General features: G+C 55.1%; 22 protein-coding genes. 17 read left to right on the top strand and 5 right to left on the bottom strand.

Features of this window, described 5'->3' with window-relative positions:
- Nucleotides 1–156: 156 nt before the first annotated feature.
- From ASE07_RS10475 to ASE07_RS10455, 5 genes are all read left to right on the top strand, one after another.
- Nucleotides 157–900 (top strand): amino acid ABC transporter permease, encoded by a 744-nt coding sequence (locus ASE07_RS10475; RefSeq protein ID WP_057290759.1) that lies wholly within the window; start codon nt 157–159, stop codon nt 898–900.
- On the top strand, nt 900–1,592 hold the full coding sequence (locus tag ASE07_RS10470; RefSeq protein WP_156396522.1) for an amino acid ABC transporter permease: 693 nt from the start codon (nt 900–902) through the stop codon (nt 1,590–1,592). Before ASE07_RS10475 ends, ASE07_RS10470 begins: the two co-directional genes overlap by 1 nt.
- A gap of 113 nt (nt 1,593–1,705) precedes the next feature.
- Complete coding sequence (locus tag ASE07_RS10465) at nt 1,706–2,431, top strand: amino acid ABC transporter ATP-binding protein (protein WP_057290757.1); 726 nt, start codon at nt 1,706–1,708, stop codon at nt 2,429–2,431.
- A gap of 150 nt (nt 2,432–2,581) precedes the next feature.
- Nucleotides 2,582–3,640, top strand: coding sequence for a dihydroorotase (pyrC, locus tag ASE07_RS10460; RefSeq protein WP_057290756.1), 1,059 nt, complete (start codon nt 2,582–2,584; stop codon nt 3,638–3,640).
- Nucleotides 3,641–3,730: 90 nt separating this feature from the next.
- Nucleotides 3,731–4,531: a DUF3025 domain-containing protein gene (locus ASE07_RS10455; RefSeq protein WP_057290755.1), complete on the top strand. Its 801-nt coding sequence runs from the start codon at nt 3,731–3,733 to the stop codon at nt 4,529–4,531.
- Between the two features lie 172 nt (nt 4,532–4,703).
- Here the strand turns inward: ASE07_RS10455 and ASE07_RS10450 are convergent, their stop codons facing one another.
- Together ASE07_RS10450 and ASE07_RS10445 are read right to left on the bottom strand one after the other, a co-directional pair.
- Nucleotides 4,704–5,732 carry a porin gene (locus tag ASE07_RS10450; protein ID WP_057290754.1) on the bottom strand — a complete coding sequence of 343 codons (1,029 nt, stop codon included), beginning with the start codon at nt 5,730–5,732 and terminating at the stop codon, nt 4,704–4,706.
- Between the two features lie 418 nt (nt 5,733–6,150).
- Complete coding sequence (locus ASE07_RS10445; protein ID WP_082584063.1) at nt 6,151–7,329, bottom strand: porin; 1,179 nt, start codon at nt 7,327–7,329, stop codon at nt 6,151–6,153.
- 251 nt (nt 7,330–7,580) lie between these two features.
- On the opposite strand from ASE07_RS10445, the gene coq7 reads away from it, so the two are divergent.
- On the top strand, nt 7,581–8,207 hold the full coding sequence (gene coq7 / locus ASE07_RS10440; protein ID WP_057290752.1) for a 2-polyprenyl-3-methyl-6-methoxy-1,4-benzoquinone monooxygenase: 627 nt from the start codon (nt 7,581–7,583) through the stop codon (nt 8,205–8,207).
- Nucleotides 8,208–8,263: 56 nt separating this feature from the next.
- On the opposite strand, the gene ASE07_RS10435 is transcribed toward coq7, so the two are convergent.
- On the bottom strand, nt 8,264–8,707 hold the full coding sequence (locus ASE07_RS10435; RefSeq protein ID WP_057290751.1) for an OsmC family protein: 444 nt from the start codon (nt 8,705–8,707) through the stop codon (nt 8,264–8,266).
- A gap of 641 nt (nt 8,708–9,348) precedes the next feature.
- Between ASE07_RS10435 and rplM the strand changes: the two genes are divergently transcribed.
- From rplM to erpA, 6 genes are all read left to right on the top strand, one after another.
- On the top strand, nt 9,349–9,777 hold the full coding sequence (gene rplM / locus ASE07_RS10430) for a 50S ribosomal protein L13 (protein ID WP_057290750.1): 429 nt from the start codon (nt 9,349–9,351) through the stop codon (nt 9,775–9,777).
- A 9-nt stretch (nt 9,778–9,786) separates the two neighbouring features.
- Entirely contained in the window at nt 9,787–10,179 is a 393-nt protein-coding gene (gene rpsI, locus ASE07_RS10425) for a 30S ribosomal protein S9 (protein WP_057290749.1), read from the top strand.
- 175 nt (nt 10,180–10,354) lie between these two features.
- Nucleotides 10,355–11,398: an N-acetyl-gamma-glutamyl-phosphate reductase gene (gene argC, locus ASE07_RS10420; protein WP_057290748.1), complete on the top strand. Its 1,044-nt coding sequence runs from the start codon at nt 10,355–10,357 to the stop codon at nt 11,396–11,398.
- A 134-nt stretch (nt 11,399–11,532) separates the two neighbouring features.
- Complete coding sequence (locus ASE07_RS10415) at nt 11,533–12,168, top strand: DUF6776 family protein (RefSeq protein ID WP_327196051.1); 636 nt, start codon at nt 11,533–11,535, stop codon at nt 12,166–12,168.
- A gap of 12 nt (nt 12,169–12,180) precedes the next feature.
- Nucleotides 12,181–12,570 (top strand): bactofilin family protein, encoded by a 390-nt coding sequence (locus ASE07_RS10410; RefSeq protein WP_057290746.1) that lies wholly within the window; start codon nt 12,181–12,183, stop codon nt 12,568–12,570.
- A gap of 56 nt (nt 12,571–12,626) precedes the next feature.
- Nucleotides 12,627–13,001, top strand: a complete 375-nt coding sequence (gene erpA / locus ASE07_RS10405) for an iron-sulfur cluster insertion protein ErpA (protein WP_057290745.1) — start codon at nt 12,627–12,629, stop codon at nt 12,999–13,001.
- A 288-nt stretch (nt 13,002–13,289) separates the two neighbouring features.
- On the opposite strand, the gene ASE07_RS10400 is transcribed toward erpA, so the two are convergent.
- Together ASE07_RS10400 and ASE07_RS10395 are read right to left on the bottom strand one after the other, a co-directional pair.
- Complete coding sequence (locus ASE07_RS10400; RefSeq protein ID WP_057290744.1) at nt 13,290–14,429, bottom strand: anhydro-N-acetylmuramic acid kinase; 1,140 nt, start codon at nt 14,427–14,429, stop codon at nt 13,290–13,292.
- A gap of 69 nt (nt 14,430–14,498) precedes the next feature.
- The gene (locus ASE07_RS10395) at nt 14,499–15,884 is read right to left on the bottom strand and encodes a M23 family metallopeptidase (RefSeq protein WP_057290743.1); all 1,386 of its coding nucleotides are present in this window, start codon (nt 15,882–15,884) and stop codon (nt 14,499–14,501) included.
- 263 nt (nt 15,885–16,147) lie between these two features.
- Between ASE07_RS10395 and tyrS the strand changes: the two genes are divergently transcribed.
- The 5 genes from tyrS to dusB all read left to right on the top strand — a co-directional run bounded on the left by tyrS (nt 16,148) and on the right by dusB (nt 20,407).
- Complete coding sequence (gene tyrS / locus ASE07_RS10390; RefSeq protein WP_057290742.1) at nt 16,148–17,404, top strand: tyrosine--tRNA ligase; 1,257 nt, start codon at nt 16,148–16,150, stop codon at nt 17,402–17,404.
- Between the two features lie 4 nt (nt 17,405–17,408).
- Nucleotides 17,409–17,864 carry a D-aminoacyl-tRNA deacylase gene (dtd, locus tag ASE07_RS10385; protein WP_057290741.1) on the top strand — a complete coding sequence of 152 codons (456 nt, stop codon included), beginning with the start codon at nt 17,409–17,411 and terminating at the stop codon, nt 17,862–17,864.
- 100 nt (nt 17,865–17,964) lie between these two features.
- Entirely contained in the window at nt 17,965–18,606 is a 642-nt protein-coding gene (locus tag ASE07_RS10380; RefSeq protein WP_057290740.1) for a YbhB/YbcL family Raf kinase inhibitor-like protein, read from the top strand.
- 25 nt (nt 18,607–18,631) lie between these two features.
- The gene (locus tag ASE07_RS10375; RefSeq protein ID WP_057290739.1) at nt 18,632–19,285 is read left to right on the top strand and encodes a histidine phosphatase family protein; all 654 of its coding nucleotides are present in this window, start codon (nt 18,632–18,634) and stop codon (nt 19,283–19,285) included.
- A gap of 105 nt (nt 19,286–19,390) precedes the next feature.
- Nucleotides 19,391–20,407 carry a tRNA dihydrouridine synthase DusB gene (gene dusB, locus ASE07_RS10370; protein ID WP_057290738.1) on the top strand — a complete coding sequence of 339 codons (1,017 nt, stop codon included), beginning with the start codon at nt 19,391–19,393 and terminating at the stop codon, nt 20,405–20,407.
- Nucleotides 20,408–20,424 lie beyond the last annotated feature (17 nt).

Genomic DNA, 20,424 nt, shown 5'->3' with positions numbered 1-20,424 from the left:
CAGCATGGAAAAAAACGGGGGGCAGGTAGCCTCCCGTTTTTTGTAGTGGGCACAAATACTTAGAAGGGTGACGTCAGACAGCCATGCGTCACACAGTCGCATCCCTGCGATGCGCGCAATACCACACTGGACCTCTGCAAGAGACAAGGGCAAGCTATGAATTACAACTGGAACTGGCGCATTTTCTGGGAGCCGTCTCCCGACGGTGTCGGCACCTATATGGACACGCTGCTGTCCGGACTGTACTGGACGCTGGCCACCGCGCTGATTGCGTGGATCATGGCACTGATCCTCGGCGCAGTCATCGGTACCATCCGCACGACCCCGCACAAGTGGGCGGTGCGCCTGGCCAACGGCTATGTCGAACTGTTCCGCAACATTCCGTTGCTGGTCCAGATGTTCCTCTGGTTCTTCGTGATGCCGGAGCTTGTCCCTGCATCCTTTGGCGACTGGCTCAAGCAATTGCCGAACTCGCCCTTTATTACTGCGGTCATCTCGCTTGGATTCTTTACGTCTGCGCGGGTGGCCGTGCAGGTCTCCGCAGGCATCAATTCTCTGCCGCGGGGGCAGAAATTGGCCGGCACGGCGCTCGGCCTGACGCTTCCGCAAACCTATCGCTATATTTTGCTGCCAATGGCTTTCCGTATCGTCATTCCGCCGCTTACCAGTGAGTTTCTCAACATTATGAAAAACAGCGCGGTGGCGCTGACTATCGGCTTGATGGAACTGACCGCACGGGCGCGTTCAATGCAGGAATTTTCCTTCCAGGTATTTGAGGCATTCACCGCGGCGACGATCATTTACGTCCTCGTCAATGTCGTCGTGGTCAATCTCATGCGCTTCATCGAACGGCGCGTGGCGGTACCGGGCTATATCTCTTCCGGTTCGGGAGGCAAGTAATCATGCTTAATCTTGATTTCGACGTTATCGAACGCAGCTGGGTTTACCTTTTCCAGACAGGAATGGCGTTCACGCTAGAGCTGACGGGGCTGGCGATGGTGGGCGGTATTATCATCGGCACGCTATTGGCGATGATGCGCTTGTCCAGCAACAAGGCCATATCGTTCGTTGCTACCGGTTATGTCAACCTGATCCGTTCAATTCCGCTGGTCCTGGTGATTTTCTGGTTTTACTTCCTGGTGCCGTATATCGGCGCCTGGATAATTGGCGCAAATGAACCGATCAAGGTCGGTGCGTTCACTTCGTCGCTGATTACTTTCATGCTGTTTGAAGCTGCGTACTACTGCGAGATCATGCGGGCAGGCATCCAGTCGATTCCACGCGGGCAAGTGTCCGCAGGTTATGCGCTTGGGATGAACTACTGGCAAACCATGGGAAATATCGTGCTACCCCAGGCATTTCGCAACATGATTCCAGTTCTACTCACGCAGACTATCGTGCTGTTCCAGGACGTATCGCTGGTGTACGTCTTGTCGATCACTGACTTCGTGGGCGCTGCTTCCAAGGTCGCGCAACGAGACGGACGCCTGATTGAAATGTATCTGTTTGTCGCGCTCGTCTACTTCGTGATCTGCTTCGGGCTTTCGCTGCTGGTCAAGCGCCTGCAGCAGAAAGTGGCGATTATCCGATAACGCATCTTGTGCTGCGCCGGGACATCCTCATCGAGTGCGGCGCAAGCAGAAGCCTGCAGGGATCCGGACTCAGGCAAAGACAGAATATTTCAGAATAGTATCCAGGAGAAATCATGATTGAACTTAAAGATGTTAGCAAATGGTACGGAAGCTTCCAGGTTCTGACCGATTGCACCACGCATGTTGCCAAGGGTGAAGTGGTTGTGGTCTGCGGTCCTTCCGGCTCCGGCAAATCCACGCTGATTAAAACTGTCAACGGACTGGAGCCGTTCCAGAAAGGCCAGATCCTGGTCGATGGCATTTCGGTCGGTGACCCGAAAACCAATCTATCAAAACTGCGTGCACGCATCGGCATGGTGTTCCAGAACTTTGAATTATTCCCCCACCTGTCGATTCGCCAGAACCTGACGATCGGCCAAGTCAAGGTGCTGGGCCGCAGCGAGGAAGAAGCAACTGAAAAGGGCCTGAAGTACCTTGATCGCGTCGGTTTGCTGTCGCAGAAGGACAAGTTCCCAGGCCAGTTGTCTGGTGGTCAGCAGCAGCGTGTCGCGATCGCGCGTGCATTGTCAATGGATCCGATTGCGATGCTGTTCGATGAACCGACCTCTGCGCTCGACCCGGAAATGATCAATGAAGTGCTGGACGTCATGGTCGGCCTCGCGCACGAAGGGATGACCATGATGGTGGTCACCCACGAAATGGGCTTTGCCAAGAAGGTCGCCAACCGCGTCGTCTTCATGGACAAGGGTTTGATTGTTGAAGATTGCACCAAGGAAGAGTTCTTCGGCGCGCCGCGTTCCGACCGTGCACGTGACTTCCTCGCAAAAATCATCCACTGACCGTTTCTGACCGTTAGTAACAGAGCAATAGATTCATCGGGTGCCAAGCCGTCCCTGCTCGCAGGGGCGGCTTTTTTATTTGATGACCTGGGATGGCCCAGTTTGTTGGCTCAGGCGGGTAAAATAGCGCCGTATCAAGAAAGAGCCGACATGCCTACTTCCCAAACCAAATCCCCTGTTTCCAGCATCACGCTGACCCGCCCCGACGACTGGCACTTGCATTTGCGCGATGGGACCACCCTGGCCAGTGTCTTGCCACATACCGCACGCCAGTTTGCCCGTGCGATCGTCATGCCCAATCTCAAGCCGCCGGTTACCACGACGGCCCAGGCCGCTGCCTACCGCGAGCGCATCCTCGCGGCACTACCGGCCGGCATGCAATTCGAACCGCTGATGACGCTGTACCTAACCGACAACACGCCACCAGATGAAATCCGGCGTGCCAGGGAAAGCGGTTTTATTCATGCGGTGAAACTTTATCCTGCCGGCGCGACAACCAATTCCGACGCCGGCGTCACCGCGTTAAATAAGTGCTACAAGACGCTGGAGGTAATGCAGGAAGTTGGCATGCCGTTTCTTGTGCACGGTGAGGTGACTGATACCGATATCGACTTGTTTGATCGTGAAGCCGTATTCATAGACCGCGTATTGGAACCTTTGCGCAGAGACATGCCGGCATTGAAAGTTGTGTTTGAACACATCACAACGCGCGAAGCCGCGCAGTACGTGAGCCAGGCAGATGGCCCGCTTGGCGCCACCATCACCGCCCATCACTTGCTCTATAACCGCAATGAGATTTTTAAAGGCGGTATCCGTCCGCATTACTACTGTCTGCCGGTTCTTAAGCGCGAAGAACATCGCCAGGCATTGGTCAAGGTTGCGACCTCCGGCAATACCCGCTTTTTTCTCGGTACCGATTCCGCACCGCATCCCAAAGGGCTGAAGGAACACGCCTGCGGTTGCGCGGGTTGCTATACGGCCCTGCATGCGATGGAATTATATGCCCATGCATTCGATCAGGTCGGTGCACTCGACAAGCTTGAGGCATTTGCAAGCTTTAATGGGCCGGCGTTTTACCAGCTTCCACGTAACAGCGGCACGGTGACGCTGCGGCGTGAAACCTGGACGCTCCCAGCGGAGGTGCCGATGGGAGAGACGACGGTCGTGCCCCTGAATGGTGGTGAAGCAATCCACTGGAAACTTGTCTGATTGGTATAAGACGGGTCTGCCGGTCGTCGTTTGAAGAGTATGCCGACGATGACCGCACAGGTGAGATCCTAGGTAATGATAAACGCAGACATGTTTGACGCAATTGATTGGAGCAAGCCATGGCTTGCTCCACTGCGGTTGGTAGCCGACGCCGTTCTACATGCTGGCGACTGGCAGGGTGCACTCAATGACGTGGCGAACTCGCTTGGTCTGCACAACCATCGCGGCATGCCAATCCGATTTGTTCCTCAGGCCGAACTCCCGCCCGGGATGGCTTATGAAGCCTTCATTAGTGTCACTGGCAAAGTGCCTACGCGCGAAAATCTCCATGATTTCTTCAATGCGCTGGTCTGGCTTAGTTTTCCACAAACCAAAATTCAACTCAATGCCCTGCAATCCTCAGCGCTCGAAGCGTCACGGCAGTCTGACCTAATAAATCAGTCCAGACGTGGTCCGCTAAGAGATGCCGCAACGATATTTGACGAGAATGCCGCGCTACTCGTCAGCAGAGACGTTGACCTTGTAGAAGGTCTGCGTGCACATGCTTGGCAACATGCATGGCTGGCACACCGCGACGACTTCATCAGGGACTGCGAGGTCTGGCTGTTTGGCCATGCTTTGATGGAAAAACTGGTCAAGCCGTTTAAATCCATCACGGCACATGCGTGGGTACTGATTGTAGACGACGCCTACTTTGAAATGCATGGGGAGGCTAAGCGCCGCTGGCTGGACACAGCCGTTGCGCAATCATTGGCTGGGGGGCTCAAAACAACCGATTTCAGCCCGCTGCCGGTGCTTGGGGTGCCAGGATGGTGGGATAGACAGGATGAAGCGTTCTATGGCGATACGACTGTCTTCAGGCCAAAACGGCAGAATGACCGTTTCAATTAATCCGGACTCAACTGTGGCTTAACGGCTTTATTACCTGCAAAGTAACCGGCTATATCGCAGATTTCGGTTCGAAAGAGTAAACCTTGCCAATGCCACACACAAAAAAAGGCACCCAAAGGTGCCTTTTTCGTACTGCATAGTCAAATCACAGCGGACTTAAGCCCGCGAGCGATTAGAACTTGTGACGGATACCAACGTTAACCCAGCTGATGTCGTTGCCAGCTGCAACGCCTGTGGGCAGGCCGACAGCCGAACCAGCGTCGTTGCGGATGGTCGAGTACGATGTGTACAGGTTTGTACGCTTCGACAGGTTGTGGGTGTAGCCGAGTGCCCAGTAGCTGGCATCTGCACCGCCCAGGCCAGTCAGACGCTGGTCGTGACGTGTGTAGGAAGCCATGACGTTACCTGCGCCACCGATCGGTGCGCTCACGCCCAGCATGTAGTCACGGTCACGGATTGCCGTTGCGCCAGTAGCGGAATCGCCACGGTTGTCAGCGAACGCGCCGTGCAGCTTGACTACGCGGAAGTCAAACACGCCACCGATGAAAGCGGTGCTTGCATCAGCTTGGCTGCCGACTGTCGGGGAGTTTGCAGTGTGGTATGCACCAACAACTGTCAGCGGGCCGTTTGCATAACCCAGCGATGCGCCGATCTGGCGGCCAGCGGAGTTCTCACCAGCGACTTCACCGAAGCCATAAGCGATTTGACCGGAGATCGGGCCAGCTGTCAGCGAGTAGTTGATGGTGTTGTCCATACGGATGCCGTACGGATTGAAGACTGCGGAGATACCGCTGCCGTCGCCGATGATGCCAGTGCCGAACGGATCGATTGTGTCGTGTGCAATAAAGATCGGAGTGTATTGACGACCGAACTTAACAGCACCGAAACCGCCACTCAGACCAACGAAAGCCTGACGACCGAACAGACGGCCACCTTGTGCGCTAGTGCCAGTGTCAATGTTGTAGCCGCTTTCCAGAGTAAAGATTGCGGACAGGCCGCCACCGAGATCTTCGCTGCCCTTGAAACCGAGGCGGCTGCCGGACTGGATGCCGCTGTCCAGGCCCCAACGAGCTTCGGTTGCGGATGTGTCGATGCGCTGGATACCAACGTCAGCAACACCGTAGATGGTGACATTGGTTTGGGCAGATGCTGCACCAGCGAATGCACCCAGAACTGCGAGCGCGAGAAGCGATTTTTTCATTGAATAATCCCCAAAGGTTTATCGAGCTAAATTTTTAGTAGTGCGTTCGGCAAGGCCACTAGTGCAATACGCCCCTGCCAGAAAGCTATGCCTCTTAATTATTTAATCAAGAAGCCGATGGTTATTTCATCAAATATCGGCGCTCAGGACAAAGGGAATTTCGGTTTTGGCATTTTTATTCCCGATTTTGTGGTGACTATGCAACGAAATGAGGCTTAAAAGCGACGCGGGTTTCCTGTTTTGCACCAAATTTGTGCGCTATGAGGGTCGATACGGCATGTTTCTGAATAAGTAAAAATGGCACTCTGAATCAGTAGGCCGTCAAGCATTACATACCCAAAAAAGGCCCACCCGAGGGTGAGCCTTTCAACTGATGCACTAAATCAGACGGGCTTGGAAGAGCCGTCTGGCCACATGCTTAGAACAGGTGGTTGATACCGACCGACACGCCGGACTGACGATCTTCCGGAGCGATCGTATTCAGATTGCCGCGCAGTTTTGCTGTGTCGAATTCTGCATACAGGTTTGTGCGCTTGGAGAAGGCGTAGGTTGCTGCCAGCATGTGCAGGTTCTTCTTGCCCTCAAACGCCGGGGTACCAGTGTTACGAGTCTGATAGTAAGCGTAGGTCAGTTCAACTGCCGGTGTGATGGCATAGTTGATACCAGCCCAGCCCCAGCGAGTCTTGTTCTGTGCTGTTGTGGCGGCCAGGTCTTGCTCTTGCTGAGCGTAGCCAACTGTAACGCGAGCCGGACCGAACTTGTAGCCTGCGCCCAAAGTCCAGTGGTCGTTGTCGAATGTAGCGATGTCACGGCGTGTGTATGCGCCACCAACGCTCAGCGGGCCAGCGTTGTAGCTTGCGCCGATCGCTGTGGAGGAGTTGGTGCTATTGCTGCCAACTGTTTCGCCGAGTGCGTATTCAGCACGTGCGGTGATCGGGCCAAATGTGCCGATGTACTGGATGTCGTTGTTGTAACGAGTGCCTGCAGTCGCCGGAACAGCGGAAGCGATGCCAGGATACTTGTAGCTTAACGGATCGTAGGATGCGATCGTCTTAAACGCGACCGTGTATTGACGACCGAAGTCAAGCGAGCCCCATGCGCCGCCCAGACCAACAGCAGCGGTACGCTGGAACAGTTGGTTAGTTGCGTTGTCGAGTGCGCCTGTGCCGGTGTTGAAGCCGGTTTCCAGTGTGAAGTGAGCATTCAAACCGCCGCCGAGGTCTTCAACGCCTTTGAAGCCGATACGGTTGGAGTTGTAGGTGCCGTTGGAACCCATTGTTGTGCGGCTGTCGCCGGCAGCGTTGACATTGGTGACGTGGCGGACACCGCCGTCGAACGAACCGTAGATCTGAACGCTAGTTTGTGCAGAAGCTGCACCTGCAAATGCACCCAGAACTGCCAGGGCGAGAAGCGACTTTTTCATTAATAAATCTCCAAGGGTTGGCGTGCTAAAATTTTTTTGAATTGCCTTTGTTTCCCTCAGCGTGGTCACTAGTGGTAGCGTCCCCGCCGAAACCTCCGACCATCTGATCAAGAAGCTAATGGTGATTTCATCAAATGTGAGCGGTTTCGGCAAAGAGAATTTGGTATTAGGCATGACTAGCCACCGTTTATGTGGCTTTCGAACAACAGAAATTTCCGTTTGGTTGTGGTTTTTGCAATGCCCTGTCTAAGTGGCAATGAAATAAAGCACTGTTTGGAATGCAAATAATTTTGCTTCATGATGTCTTCAAACAGAATTCTGGATTTTTTCGAAATGGAAATGTAAAAGTTGGTCTTGGTTAAATTTTCCGCATTTCATTTAATTTGGTCGGCAAACGCTACCAAGGTAATAATTTAGGAGTTGGAATGAAGCGTTTGGATGAGGTGGTGGTCGGACTGGACAAAATATTGCGCGTTGTCGCAGGAGTAGCGACCTCATCGCGCCGCAACCCGGCGGCGAAGATAGGCGATGTTCAACTTGACAACGCCGAGCGTCGCCACAGTGCGGGTTTGATGCGGGTGAATCACGTTGGTGAAGTCTGCGCCCAAGCCTTATATGATTCTCAGGCACATTTCGCCAGGAGTGAATTCCTGAAGGAACAATTCAGGCAGGCGGGGCGTGAAGAAGAGGACCATCTGGCTTGGACAGCCGAGCGGTTGCGTGAACTCGGATCGCGAACCAGTCTATTGAATCCGTTGTGGTATGCGGGATCCTACGCAATAGGTGCGATAGCGGCCAAACTTGGGGATGCGAAGAGTCTAGGTTTTGTTGTCGAAACCGAGCGGCAAGTGGAGGCGCATCTAGTGGAGCATCTGACGACGCTGCCAGCGAACGATCTCAAGTCCCGCGCCATTGTCGAGCAGATGCGGGTCGATGAAGTCACGCACGGCGCTAACGCTCAGGCATTGGGCGCGGCTAGTATGCCGGCGCCACTTCGTGGCGTGATGAGGGCAATGGCGAAGGTCATGACTATCACGGCCTATCGCCTATAAAAAAGGCGGGAAGGGCGCTCATTAAGCCAAGGCGTCAACGGGGATGGGCTGCGCCTTTACTCTGCCGGCGCGTCCGCCAAGTCTTCTACGATTTCGAACGAGTGCGTTATTTCGGCCGTCTTTTCCAGCATGATCGAGGCCGAGCAATACTTTTCGTGTGAAAGCTTGATGGCGCGCTCGACCATATTCGGTTTCAGGTTGCGGCCGCGTACGGTAAAGTGAAAGTGGATTTTGGTGAAAACTTTCGGATCTTTTTCCGCCCGTTCAGACTTAAGGGTGACATCGCAACCGCGAATGTCTTGCTGGCTCTTGCGCAGGATCAACACCACATCGTAAGCCGTACAGCCGCCGGTGCCGGCGAGTACCACTTCCATGGGGCGGGGAGCAAGATTGCGCCCGCCACCTTCAGGCGCTCCATCCATTGCGACTACATGACCGGAACCCGTCTCCGCTAAAAACGTCATTCCAGAGAGTCCGGTCCACCGTACCGTGCATTCCATTTGCTATCTCTTTTCAAAAAGGAAGCGATTATTGTAACTGCTTTCGCAACACGGTTCGGCGGATCGGGTAAGGAGTCGTAGCTGGATGAAAAACACGAAATGGCAGATAAAAATTACCATTTTGGGCACTGTTTTGACACGACGCTTCATATGGCGGAGGATATATTCATATTGTGAAACATCATAAGCTTTTGAAAAAAAATGATTTTTTGCAAAAATCAGCTAAAAATTCACGTCGCCCGAAGGTCTTTTTCTTGCGTTGCACAATAAGACGGACTATACTTTCCTTGCTGGTTGTTAAGGTTTGTCTGACTTCAACCCATCGATTGTCTCCTCCACCCTCCTCCTTTGGTGTGGATTTAAGCCCGAAACATTGTTTCGGGCTTTTTTTCGACCATTACTATTAATTTGATGTCCGCTGATGATGTCGAAGCATCAAATTAATGATCAGGGCGGCATGCCATACCACTCATTTTCAAGAGAGTCTGCATCCTGAGCCGATAAGGTTTGACGGCAAGTCTTTGAAAAGGCTATACTTTCAGGCTTTCCGTTCGCTCAGGAAAAGACAACAAGGAAGAGTCCGCCGGTTACAAAGGGCGGAACCGCCAATTTGAGCGAGTTAATTTATTTAGGACATCATCATGAAGACCTTTTCCGCTAAAGCCCATGAGGTACAGCGTGACTGGTTCGTGATTGACGCAACGGACAAAGTCCTCGGACGTGTTGCCAGCGAAGTGGCACTCCGACTGCGCGGCAAGCACAAACCTGAGTTCACTCCCCACGTCGACACGGGCGATTTCATCGTCGTCATCAACGCAGGCAAACTGCGTGTGACCGGCAACAAGGCGCTGGACAAGACTTACTACCGCCACTCGACCTATCCGGGCGGTATCTACGAAACCAACTTCCTGAAAATGCAACAGCGTTTTCCGGGCCGTGCGCTGGAAAAGGCCGTCAAGGGCATGTTGCCCAAGGGTCCGCTTGGCTACGCCATGATCAAGAAGCTGAAAGTGTATGCCGACGGCACACATCCGCACGCTGCTCAGCAACCCAAAGCACTCGAAATCTAAGGAACGGACATGATCGGTAACTACAACTACGGAACCGGCCGTCGCAAGAGTGCAGTGGCTCGTGTTTTCATCAAATCCGGCAGCGGCAATATCGTTGTCAACGGCAAGCCGGCTGCGGAATACTTTTCGCGTGAAACTGGTCTGATGGTCATTCGTCAACCGCTGGAACTGACCGGCAATGTCGAGCGTTTCGACATCATGGTCAACGTCCATGGCGGCGGCGAGTCCGGCCAGGCTGGTGCGGTTCGCCACGGTATCACCCGTGCGCTGATCGACTACGATGCAGGCTTGAAGGGCGAATTGTCTAAGGCAGGTTTCGTCACTCGTGATGCACGTGAAGTTGAGCGTAAGAAAGTCGGTCTGCGTAAAGCACGCCGCGCAAAACAGTTCTCCAAGCGCTAATCTGCGTTTTCAGAGCACCGAAAAGCCGCCAGGTTTGCGCCTGGCGGCTTTTTGTTTTTGGCGGCTGGTTCGTAGAGCTGCTTAGCTCGCGTATCTATGCCTACGCGGGTCAATGCATACGGTCGCGCACTGTTAAAATTTCTAAATTATTCAACCTCCTCAGCAAGGAAAGAACATGATCAAGGTCGGTATCGTCGGCGGCACAGGTTATACGGGCGTGGAGCTGCTGCGTCTTCTGGCAGCACATCCTCAGGTGCAGCTCACTGCGATTACCTCGCGCAAGGAAGACGGGATGCCGGTCGCCGACATGTACCCGTCGCTCCGAGGTGTCGTGTCCCTCGCGTTTACTTCGCCGGACAAGGCGAATCTGACCGAATGCGATGTCGTTTTTTTTGCTACGCCGCACGGCGTCGCGATGGCACAAGCGCGCGAACTGCTTGCAGCCGGCGTGAAGGTCATCGACCTCGCTGCAGACTTCCGCATCAAGGACACTACCGTATTTGAAAAGTGGTACGGCATGCCGCATTCCTGTCCTGACATTCTGGAAGAGGCTATCTATGGCTTGCCGGAAGTGAATCGAGACGCAATCCGAAGCGCTCGTATCATTGGTTTGCCGGGTTGCTATCCGACGTCGATGCAGCTTGGCTATGCACCGTTGCTGGCGCAGGGAAAACCGCTGGTTAACGAAGCCATGCTGATCGCCGACTGCAAATCTGGGGTATCGGGGGCTGGACGCAAAGCCGAGGTCCATACATTGCTTGCTGAAGCGTCGGATAACTTCAAGGCATATGGCGTCAAGGGGCATCGCCACCTTCCGGAAACCACGCAGGGCTTGCAGGCGATTGCCGGACGCAAAGTCGGCCTCACGTTCGTGCCGCATCTTGTACCAATGATCCGAGGCATTCATTCGACGCTATACGCACATATCCTTCCGGAGGCGCGCAATATTGACTTCCAGGCGTTGTATGAAAACCACTTCAAGGGTGAAACATTTGTCGACGTCATGCCGCCGGGCAGTCATCCGGAAACCCGCTCGGTACGCGCGTCCAATAAGCTTCGTATAGCGGTCCACCGGCCGGACGGCGGCGATTTGCTGGTCATCCTTGTCGTTGAGGACAACCTTGTGAAGGGTGCCGCCGGTCAAGGGGTACAGTGTATGAATATTATGTTTGGTCTTGAAGAATCTACAGGATTGATGCACATTCCAGTATTGCCGTAAGAAAACATTTAAGTTTCATGACCCAAACTACTTCTTTCGGCCCGATGAAGCACAGGATGTCACGTCGCCGTGCCTTATCGACGCCGAAGTTGACGATCCGCGCGGAATTACCATGGCCAGTCCGGGCGCTTCTTGTGCTGGCGATCGGTATGCTCGGTGCTGTAGCCATGTGGACTTACGAAACCGGTCGCGGTCTGCCAGGCATTGATCCTGACAATGCGCGCGCTCAGGTTGCCAAATATAAAAGCCAGGTGGAAGCGCTTACTACGGAGCGAAACGAGCTTTCTGCAGCTGCCAATGCCGCCGAAAGTCAGCTCAATATTGAGCGTTCAGCACAAAAGCAGCTCGTTGCACAGATTAAGATGCTCGAAGCGGAGAATGTCAGGCTGAAGGAAGACCTCGCATTTTTTGATAGTTTGTTGCCGAATGCGACCGGACCGCAGGGAATTACCATTCGCCGGTTGAAGATTGATCAAATCGCGCCGAACCAACTGCGTTATCGTTTGCTGGTCATGCAAGGAGGCAAGGGTGAGCAGTTGTTTACCGGAAATCTGCAGCTAATGGTTCCAACGCTGCAGTCGGGCAAGAATGTTATGATGACTTTCCCCGACGCCAACGTGGCAGAGCAGGAAAAATTCAAGCTCAGCTTCAGGTATTACCAGCGCGTTGAAGGTGTTCTCACCCTGCCCGAAGGCGCAAGCACCAAGCAGCTCCAGGCGCGTGTGCTGGAAAAAGGTCAGGTACGGGCACAGCTATCAGCAAGTTTGTAAAGGAGAGCCAACATGTTAGGCCGCAAGACAAAAGGCACGATTGACAGTCTGATTGGAATTTCGACCAACATTCAGGGTGACGTGCACTTTCAGGGCGGTTTGCGCATTGACGGTCACGTCAAGGGCAATGTGATCGCCGATGGTGACGAGCCCAGCATGCTGGTCATTTCCGAGCATGCCAAGGTGGAAGGCGAAGTGCGCGTGGCGCATCTGGTGGTCAACGGCGAAATCGTCGGGCCGGTTCATTCCTCGGAACTGCTTGAATTACAGCCCCGCGCCCGCATAACTGGAGATGTGTATTACAAAGCGCTGGAAATGCATGGTGGTGCGCTGGTGTCTGGAAAACTGGCCCATGATCAGGTTGGGGAACCGGTACTCAAGCTGGCACTGTCAAATACGTGAATTTCCTCAAGCGTCTATAATCAAGCATTGTCCTTTGCTTTGCCAGGAGCCACCACATGAATGCAGTAGCCGAAATGACCGAGAACGCCGTGGCAGAAATGCCGGCGCCGATTGTCTTCACTGATAGTGCCGCAGCGAAAGTTGCTCAATTGATCGAGGAAGAAGGTAACCCTGACCTGAAACTTCGTGTGTTCGTCCAGGGGGGCGGCTGCTCGGGTTTCCAGTATGGTTTTACGTTTGACGAAATCGTCAACGAAGACGACACCACGATGACCAAGAATGGTGTTCAGCTGCTGATTGACTCAATGAGCTATCAGTATCTGGTCGGAGCGGAAATCGATTACAAGGATGACCTCGAAGGTGCACAGTTTGTAATCAAGAATCCGAATGCGACAACGACCTGCGGTTGCGGATCGTCGTTCTCTGCATAAGCTGTTTCTCAGATGTCAGGTTATTAAAAAAAATCCGACACGGACGGTGTTGGATTCAACAAAAAGCGCAGGGAGTCCTGCGCTTTTTTGTTGTCCGTGCCTGTAGCTGTAGCCTGAAGCGGATTCCCTATTGAGGTGGTTTTGCTTCTCACTGGTCACGGTGACATGCAAGGTGGCGTGGCTCGATGTTAATTTTGATATCGATTGTGCCACTGGTTTTCCGGCACCTCTCACGCCTTGCCTTGTTGTCTCATCAATTCGCTTTGCCGCCCATCAAGTCGAAACCCTCTAGGCTGGATATAAAGCGCCCAAAATGCGTGGACCACGTGCACCCGTGACCGTTGCAAGGTTGCCTGCTTCGCGGTGCACATGGCGATAAGCCAGCCAGGCGAATGCCAGGGCTTCCACATGATTAGGTGAAATGCCCAGTACGTCGGTCGAATGCACGAATGCACGAAGCTCGCGTTCTCCAAGGGCAGCCTGCAGCACCTGCATCAGATGCGCATTGTAAGCACCGCCGCCGCAGACGTAGACCGCAGATGCTCCATTTGCATGTGCGGCGATGGCGTCGGCCAGCGTCGCAGCGGTAAAGGCTGCCAGCGTAGCCTGGACGTCTTGCGGTAACAGCGTCGCGAAACCCGCCAGCTTGTGCGCCAGCCAAGTGCGATGGAACAGGTCGCGGCCGGTACTCTTGGGCGGTGGGAGAGAAAGAAAGGGCTCCTTCAGCAGCTCGGTCAGCAGATCCGGTATCACCGTTCCACCGGACGCCCACAAGCCGTTGGCGTCATAGGCCTTACTCTGGTGTTCGGCAATCCAGGCATCCATCAGCACATTGCCGGGACCGGTATCGAATCCAAGAATATGCCCACTGTGATCGAGTACGCTGATGTTGCCGATGCCGCCAATATTGGCCACCACACGGACTTCGTCGGGGCTTCCGAAGACCGCCTGATGAAAAGCTGGAACCAGGGGAGCTCCTTGTCCACCGGCTGCGATATCACGGCTGCGAAAATCGGCAATCACATCGATCCGGCAGAGTTCGGCCAGTAGAGCGGGGTTATTGGTCTGCCGGGTATAGCCTGATTCCGGACGGTGCCGTATGGTCTGCCCATGCACGCCGACCGCCTTGACCTGCGCAGGCGTCAACTCCGCCTCGGTTAGTAGTTGTGCCACGCAATCCGCATAAATGCTTGCCAGTTGATTGGCAGCGAGCGCTTCCCGATGAAGTTCGTTATCCGATGGCGCCTGCAGATGCATCAGTTCTTCGCGCAGCGCATCCGAAAAAGGCAGGTAGGCGGTCGCCACCGTGGCGATATCGGCGCAGGTTTGGTCCTCGGCGAAGGAAAAGCGCGCGAGCACGCCATCAACGCCATCGAGGCTGGTGCCGGACATGAGTCCGATGAAAAGCTGGGATTGGGAATGTGGCATAAAAAAACCGTTCACGAGCCTGCTGATTCTACAGGCCGGGGAACGGTTTGTTGCTCTGGTGGGGCTGGATTATTTTGCTGCCAGTTTGACACCGCCATCCTTGCCGTCGGTGTTATCCGATGGCTTCAGCAGGGCAAAACGATGCGACATCTCGCTGGCTACAGTCTTGAAACGCTGCAGTTCCGCGCCGGCCAGAGGTTGCGCATTCGGCACATCGACCGACATCGGATCGCGTGGCTGGTTGTTGACGCGAAATTCGTAATGCAGGTGCGGTCCGGTTGACCAGCCCGTGGAACCAACATAGCCGATCACTTCGCCCTGGCTGACCTTCATGCCATTCTTGAGTCCGGGTGCAAAACGGCTCATATGGGCATACGCTGTCGAATAGTTGTTCCAGTGCTTGAGCACGACCACATTGCCATAACCATTCTGTACGCCGGCGAATTCCACCGTGCCGTCACCGGACGCCCGGATCGCGGTACCGGTCGGCGCGGCGAAATCAACGCCTTCATGCCGTTTCCATTGGCCGGAAATCGGATGCTGGCGCAGCGAGAAGCCGGACGATATGCGTGAAAACTCGAGTGGCGATTTCAGGAAGGCTTTTTTCAGCGATTTGCCGTCAAAGGAATAATAGCTGCCGCCTTGCTTGCTGCCGGGCTCATCGAACCATACCGACTGATACTTGTTATTACCGTTGATGAACTCGCCGGCCAGTACCCGGCCCGCACGGACAAACTCGCCGTCCTGCCAGAAGGTTTCAAACACGACATTGAAGCGATCGCCTTTGCGCAGATCTGATGCAAAATCGATATTCGTCGCAAACATGTCGACGATCTGGCTAGCGATGTAGTCGGGAATCTGCGCAGCATCGGTGGCGGCGAAGAGCGAGGAGCGAATCTCGCCGGAGTGCATTTCCACGCGACGTTCCAGCGTGGCCGAAGATTCGGTCGCAGTGAAGCCGTCGCTGCTGCGAGAAATGACGACATTCTTGACCGGCTGACCGTTGTTGTCTGACAGCGTTGCCCTCAAGCGCTGCAGTTGGCCATCCTTGTTAGTTTGCGCTTGCACACGACGGCCGGCTTTGAGTTGAAGGACACTATAGGCAAGCTTGTCGGATTTGATAAAGCTGGCGGCGGCGTCATCCTGCACGCCAAGACGGGACAACAGGCTGGCCAGCGTGTCTCCGGGGCGGACTTTTTCTTCGCGTAGATAAACGTGATCGGCGGCCTGCAACTGAGCGATCTGTTCGGCCAGCGAAGGAACCGCGAGTTCTTCGGTAATCGACCGTACCGGCAGGTTGGCCGCGTCTGGTGCCATCGGAGCAACGCCTGCTGCGCCAAATGCACAGGCGGCGAGGAAGATTGCCGACAACGACACGATGCGCGTTTTGCGCGACGCCCCAAAAAGTAGCTTGCTGCTCGAGCCCAGGCTCATGATTTTGTCTGTAGAGAGCATGCAATAAGTTAGAATTTACTGTTTAGCCAAGGAGCTTGTGCGTCGGAATCGCAATCCAGCCGGGATGATCGGTGCCACTCATACTACGATGGTGGCATCGTCTGTCCTGATCAGGGACCCTCATGGATCATGTCGGCATTGCGCTACAGGCTCCGCTGTTTCTGCCACTGCTTAAATAACATTGCATGGCTGAAAAGTAGCGGCGATTATACCAAAGTCATGGTATTGCCTTTTCATACTCAAACCTTATTTTTTCTCAGGACATGGACGTTTCCCAGAAATTGCAAAACAACAATACGCCAGCGCAGACGCTGCCTTTGACGGATTCCGTTCTGGAAGCCATGGCAGTCGCCAAGCGCGGCGTAGATGAATTGTTGATCGAATCCGAATTTGCCCAAAAACTTGCCCGTTCAGAAAAGACCGGCAAGCCTTTGCGAATCAAGCTCGGACTGGATCCGACTGCGCCCGATTTGCACCTCGGGCATACGGTGGTACTAAACAAGATGCGGCAGCTGCAAGATCTGGGCCATAACGTGATATTCCTGATCGGCGATTTCACATCGATGATCGGTGATCCCTCGGGCCGGAACATCACTCGTCCACCGTTGACGCGCGAGCAAATTGAAGAAAACGCCAAAACATACTTTGCACAGGCAAGCCTGGTGCTCGACGCGGCAAAGACTGAAATCCGCTACAACTCCGAATGGTCGGACCCGCTCGGTGCGCGCGGAATGATCCAGCTCTCCGCAAAATATACTGTAGCGCGCATTCTCGAACGCGAAGATTTTACAAAGCGTTTCAAAGCCGGCACCCCGATTTCTGTGCATGAACTGCTGTATCCATTGATGCAGGGATACGACTCCGTTGCCTTGCAGTCAGATCTGGAACTCGGCGGCACCGACCAGAAGTTCAACCTGCTGGTCGGCCGCGAACTGCAAAAGGATTATGGTCAGGAGCCACAATGCATTCTGACCATGCCTCTGCTCGAAGGCCTGGACGGCGTCGAAAAGATGTCCAAATCCAAGGGCAATTATGTTGGCATTACGGAGCCGGGCAACACCATGTTCGCCAAGCTGATGAGTATCTCCGACACGATGATGTGGCGTTACTACGACCTGCTGTCGTTCCGCTCGATTGCCGACATCGCGCAGTTCAGGAAGGAAGTCGAAGAAGGTCGCAATCCACGCGATATCAAGGTGCTGCTGGCACAGGAAATTGTCACGCGCTTTCACTCGAAGCAGGCGGCGGAAGACGCGCTCGCCGACTTCAACAACCGCGCCAAGGGGGGCATCCCGGATGATATTCCTGAGGTCAGCCTGTCTGGCGCACCGCTCGGCATCGGCCAGTTGCTCAAGCAAGCCAACCTCTGCCCGTCGACTTCCGATGCCTTGCGCATGGTCGAGCAGGGCGGTGTCCGCATTGATGGCGACACCGTCAGCGACAAGGGCTTGAAAGTGGACGCCGGCACCTTCGTGCTGCAGGTCGGCAAGCGCAAGTTTGCGCGCGTCACGCTGTCTTGAGTGCATGATTGCTTTGCTGCAGCGGGCGCTGGAAGCCCGCGTGCTCGTTGACGGTGCAACGGTCGGCGCGATTGGTGCGGGTCTGATGGTGCTGGTCTGCGCCGAACGCAACGATTCCGAGAAGGAAGCAGATGCGTTGCTGGCCAAGCTGCTGTCGTACCGCGTCTTTGCCGACGATGCCGGCAAAATGAACCGCAGCGTTGCCGATGTCGGCGGAGGCCTCTTGCTGGTACCGCAGTTCACGCTCGCGGCCGATACCCGCTCCGGCACGCGCCCTTCGTTTACTCCAGCTGCGTCACCGGACGAAGGGCGTCGGCTATTCAATTACTTCGTGTCGCGCGCCCGCAACGCACACGCCATTGTCGAGACAGGCGAGTTCGGCGCACACATGCAGGTTTCGCTGACCAATGACGGACCGGTGACCTTCTGGTTGCAGGTCAAGCCGCAAATCGCCACTTGAACGACAATATGGACTGCGCGGCGGCGCAACTTGTCCTTCGTGCGAGAGTCTTGCCTGCAAGCTTCAATTGCTGCATTCACACCAAATACAGGAGATCACGATGAAACTCTGGAGCGATTCATTCAAGGACGGCGAGCCGATTCCCGGCGAATTTGCGTTTGGCGTCATCGATAAGGCAGCGCATGTCGCCCTGTCTTCCAACCGGAATCCACATTTGGCCTGGAGTGACGTTCCTGCCGGTACCAAATCCCTGGCGCTGATCTGCCACGATATCGATGTGCCCTCGCGCGGCGATGATGTGAACCAAGAGGGCAAGACCGTCCCGGCCGACCTGCCGCGGGTCGATTTTTTCCATTGGACACTGATTGATCTGCCGCCGTCTCTGTCATCGATTGCCGCCGGCCAGTACAGCGGCGAAGTCACGCCACGCGGTAAAGCCGGCCCTGACATCGGTGGCGGACGTCCCGGTCGCCATGGGCTCAATGACTACACCGGCTGGTTTGCCGGCGATGCCGACATGGCCGGCGACTACTACGGCTATGACGGCCCATGCCCGCCGTGGAACGATTCCATCGTCCACCACTATGTCTTTACGCTGTATGCGCTCGATGTCGATCGGCTGCCCGTCGATGGCAAATTTACCGGGCAACAGGTGCGCGACGCGATGCGCGGCCATATCCTGGGTGAAGCCAAGGTCGTCGGCACTTACACATTGAACCCGCAAGTCGCGGTTTCTCAATAATGCAAAGAAAGCAAAGGTTCATTCTGTGACAGAAATTCTGCTGATCCGCCATGGCGAAACCGCGTGGAATGCCATCAAGCGCTTGCAAGGCCACCTCGATATTCCGCTGAACACGGAAGGTCAGAGGCAGGCGGCGGCGCTTGGCAAGGCTTTGGCCGACGAGGAGTTTGATGCGATATTTTCCAGCGACCTGATGCGCGCTCGGCAAACCGCCGAGGCGATTGCCAGGCCGCGTGGCATGACTGTACAGATTGAGCCGGATCTGCGCGAACGCTGCTATGGCGCATTCGAAGGCATGCTGTATGCGGAAATCAGTCAGCGCTACCCGGAAGCCTATGCTGCGTGGAAATCGCGGGACATCGATGCACGATTTCCGCCGGGCGTGCATATCGCCGAAACCATGCGTGAGTTTTCCACACGTACCATCACGGCCATTTCCAGGATTGCCACTAGCGGAAAGTACCGCAAGCTGGCACTGGTCGCGCATGGCGGCGTGCTGGAATGTGCCTATCGCGCTGCGCACGGGATGGACTTTGCCCAGGAGCGTACTTTTGACATCTTCAATGCCAGCGTCAATCGTTTCACCTGGGATGGACGGTCGCTCGGACTGTCACACTGGGGCGATGTCGCTCATCTGGAGTTGCTGGAAAACGGCGCGCTGGATGAAATCGCGCGTTAAAGTCACCCGGTCGCCATGGGAAATTAGTGCAATGCCGCAATTTCACTAATTTGATGGGCGGGCCGAACCGGCTAAAATAGCGGTTTGGCTTGCGTACCCCAATCCGTGAACATCGGTCCCCATTTCCTCCGTAACAACGTTTTTGTCGCTCCGATGGCCGGCGTGACGGACCGGCCTTTCCGTCAGTTATGCAAACAGCTGGGCGCCGGGTATGCCGTATCGGAAATGGCAGCATCCGATCCGCGGCTTTGGGCAAGCGAGAAGACGTCGCGTCGCATCAACCATGACGGCGAGATGGAACCCAAGGCGGTACAGATTGCCGGCGCGGACCCAGCCATGCTGGTTGCCAGTGCGAGGTTCAATGTGGAACGCGGCGCACAGATCATTGATATCAACATGGGTTGTCCGGTGAAAAAGGTCTGCAACAGCTGGTGCGGGTCGGCTTTGCTGCAGAACGAGAAGCTGGTCGGTGAAATCCTCGATGCGGTGGTCAGCGCGGTCGACGTACCGGTGACGCTGAAGTTTCGCACTGGCTGGGACCGGCAAAACAAGAATGCGCTGACGATTGCCAGAATGGCGGAAGCTGCCGGCATTGCCATGTTGACCCTGCATGGGCGTACGCGGGCCGACCGTTATAACGGCGAGGCGGAGTACGACACGATTGCCCTGGTCAAGGCCGCGGTGTCGATTCCGGTTGTGGCCAATGGCGACATCACCACGCCGGAGAAGGCAAAGCAGGTGCTGGCGCTGACCGGTGCCGACGCGGTGATGGTCGGCCGCGCCGCACAAGGGCGTCCGTGGATTTTCCGTGAAATCGTGCACTACCTGGAAACCGGCACTTACCTTCCTGCACCCCAGGTAGCGGAAGTACGCCAGCTGATGAATGAACACCTGCGGGCGCACTATGCGTTCTATGGCGATTTCATGGGCCTGCGCACCGCGCGCAAGCATATCGGTTGGTATGTGCGCGACCTGCCGGGCGGCGAGGAATTTCGCCAGCGCATGAACCGGATGGAAAGCTGTGACGAACAACTGGCAGCCGTCGACGGTTTCTTTGAATCGCAATTGGCGTACGGTGACCGGTTACAATACGGCCTCGCCGCGCAAAAGCTGGCTGCCTGAACCACATAAAAAATACC

Origin of the sequence: Noviherbaspirillum sp. Root189, from assembly GCF_001428545.1 — a bacterium.
Lineage (GTDB): Bacteria > Pseudomonadota > Gammaproteobacteria > Burkholderiales > Burkholderiaceae_D > Noviherbaspirillum.
Note: the sequence above shows the minus strand (reverse complement) of the source record. Positions and strands in the feature narration are given on the sequence as shown.